Consider the following 2,995-nt stretch of genomic DNA (forward strand, 5'->3'; position numbering starts at 1 on the left):
GGCATTGTCAAATAGGGCACGATGACTGTCTTTGGCCCCGAGTAGACGAGCGCACCTTCCGTGGCCAGGCGATTCAGGGCGTCGCGCGCGGGAGTAGAGCTCACACCGAGTGCATCTGCAACGGCGCGCACTGTCAGTTTGCGCCCTGGTTCGAAAGCGCCGCGTACTAGGCGCTCTTTCATGGCGTCATATGCGAGATCGCCCAGTCGAGCATGCTTCTTGAGCGGCGCCAGATCCATGCCCAGTGTTTCGGCCGCCCGCCGGTCATCGTGTGCCGTCGAAAGGGCACTCTCTCCAGTTTCCTCTTCAGTAACATTTTCCATCGCCATCTCAGCTTTTTGTTGCACCACATTACATAGGCTCAGTGTATAGGAAAATGCTGGGGGGCCAATGCCAAAAAACCAAATTTAGCAAGTGAGGATAGTTCCGTGTTCGTAGAGGCTTGAGAAGCACTAAGCCATTAAGTCGGCAATGGCTGACGCGTCCTTTGCCTCGGAACGAGATCCCAGTGCCGCGCAGCGATCGGGGATGAGCCTGCGAGGCCCAAAAGCGATAGATCGATATTCAGGCTGACGTCCGACACGTTAGATTTGCCGAGATGACCGCTCCGGCTGCCCGCAGTTGCGCCACGCTATCTGCATCTCGTTGAGCGGGCCGTGCATTTTCAAGGGAAGCTGAACCAGCCTGTGTGATGTCACCGCGGACATCGCATTGACTTTTACCACGATTGGCCGGCCGGCAAGCAAGGATGCCGAGAGCCCACCCTCATCGCTGAGTCTGTCTTCGTAGCGGCAGCAGCAAGTGCCTTATCCCGCCATAACCGCGCAAGGGCGTGGCTGCCTACACTTCTCAGCACTTCGGCGCTATCAAGCCCGCTCGACCAGGTCTCGGGATTTCAGGTTACCTGATACACGTGCATGCGCGAGCGTATCAACTGTGTCCGCTGGTCCAAGTGGGTACTGTTTAGACATGGAGTTCATCCGATTTTATAATGCTCACCGGGTCTTCATTTTAGATCAAGTTCGCAATACTAAGATGCCACATCATCCCAGTCTCCTGACTCCCCGAGTTGCTCCCTGGGAGTGGAGCGCCCAAACCCGAGGGACTATTTGTGCTGAACACTGCCTCCGACCCAGCAGCGGGAGCGGCAACTACGTGATTCATTGTGTCGTGCCCATGCAGGCTGTGCACCCGTGTGTTGGCATCTCACAAAAGCCGCGAGGAATTAGAGGCCCAGACACCTCCCCGCAGCAAGCTACGGGGATTAGAGCGCTGAGTTCAAACGGAGAATGTGGTGTCGAGATCGATAGGATATATCGGCCTACGAATCTTTTGGTAATTGAAGGAAGCAAAATTTTTGCTTGTGACACCGGGGGGATCAGTAGCGACGACTGCCTTGGCCCTAGGATCGAAAAATGCTCGGAAATGATTTGTCCCCTTTATGCAAACGATTTCATATTGGGTAATATCGGCCCCAGTAATCAAGAAAGGACGATCATCGTAGGCTGCGTTGGCATGCTCCGTGACGATAATATCTACATTGCCGATGCGCAAACGGGCGGTCTTGCCGTAACACACCGGCAGTCCTTCCATCATAGGAGACACGTAGGTGGCGTTTCCGTCTGATAACGCGCACACTCTGGCATTGCGTAACTCGATTGGGGTACCGTGAACTTTGTCGGTCTTGCCGCCTAGCAAACCTGACACCTCTCCCCCAACACCCATTTTGTGAGCAAAAAGCGCAATTTCCGGGTCGCAAATGAAGCCGAAGATCGCCTTCTTAGGGTTTCGGCTTAGAACCTCGTGCAGGAGATGGGTTCCGGTGCCTGGCCCTCCAGCACCGGGGTTATCAGAAACTTCTACAATGACAACATAGCCTGTTCCCGGTTTTTCCAACGCGGCGAGAGCATGATCCACAGCCACGTCCGGCATCGGGGCCGCCGGTCCTTTAAGCTGTTCCCGCTTTTCCCAAATGTGCTTGGCGATTTCAGCGGCGGCCTCGTGTGCCCCTTTTTCAGCTACAACCACCACGGAAGCGCCAACGAAAGGCACATCGGAATAGCCGTAACCATGGAAAAATGCCGCATCTATCAGGCCGTGTCTAGCAGCATAGTCGGCTACGTAGTCTGTCACGGATTTCATGGGCTCAACAAAGGTGTTGCCCATTCGCGCATCGACCAGCCAAGGAAGTTGAATGACGGCCGTTTGGGAGATCGCTTCGCCGCGCAAGATGCGAATAAGGGTTTTCATCGCCAAATAGCCAGCCTCGGCTTCATCGACATGCGGATATTGCTTACAGCCGAAAAGGCCATTCGACAATTTGGCCAGTTCTGGTGATATATTCCCATGAAGGTCTAGGGAAACCGTGATGGGCATGTCCGGACCAACTACCTCCCGCACCTTTTCCAGAATGTAGGCTTCCAGATCGTCCGCGTTCTCGGCAACGCCGGCACCGTGAAGCGCCAAACAAATTCCCGTGTATTCATCCTTTCGCTTTTCAGCAATAGTAACAAGCTCCCCTACGGCATATTCGACAGCCTCCTTAGTAACCCTGGGGCCGGCACTCCCTGCTGCAATGGAAGGAATTAGTTCTACGTCACATTCCTCTGCTGCTTTGATCATTCCGGCCAGATAACCCACCTTGTTCCGGTATATTGAAAAAAGCTCCTCGCCCACCGAAATGCCTCTGAAGTCCCCGGCCCCCGACGCAAACGAGTTGCTTTCGTGCACGAGCATACCGAACAATATTTTCATACAGACCTCCTGATTGTGATAAACTGGTTTTGCCGTCGGTGCTTTCATTTCAGAGCGCGCAGTGCGGTGAGATGGTTTCGCAACCTTAGTTTGGAACATGTAGTTTGATGCAACAAAATATCGGTTGTAATAGCCAATACAACATTGCCCAAGTTTGTTGCGTTTGCCACGGTGCCGGGCAAGACATGCTGAATTCCGATCCAATCGAACGCGGCGGGACCGCGAGCGGAACCCTCACGGT

3 protein-coding genes are annotated in these 2,995 nt (G+C 54.1%); all 3 read right to left on the reverse strand.

Features of this window, described 5'->3' with window-relative positions; all coding sequences use genetic code 11:
* On the reverse strand, positions 1–239 hold a 239-nt coding region (locus EOC06_RS34245), incomplete at its 3' end, for a GntR family transcriptional regulator (RefSeq protein WP_164898902.1).
* 1,039 nt (positions 240–1,278) lie between these two features.
* Entirely contained in the window at positions 1,279–2,754 is a 1,476-nt protein-coding gene (locus tag EOC06_RS34255) for a M81 family metallopeptidase (protein WP_164898901.1), read from the reverse strand.
* Positions 2,755–2,798: 44 nt separating this feature from the next.
* The coding region (locus EOC06_RS41055; RefSeq protein ID WP_206631320.1) for a hypothetical protein at positions 2,799–2,995 on the reverse strand (197 nt) is incomplete at its 5' end.

Origin of the sequence: Mesorhizobium sp. M7A.F.Ca.MR.362.00.0.0, assembly GCF_004023175.1 — a bacterium.
Lineage (GTDB): Bacteria > Pseudomonadota > Alphaproteobacteria > Rhizobiales > Rhizobiaceae > Mesorhizobium.

Coding starts and splice junctions, on each gene's coding strand:
- EOC06_RS34255 (WP_164898901.1), bottom strand. CDS start 2,754: ATGAAAATATTGTTCGGTATGCTCGTGCACGAAAGCAACTCGTTTGCG.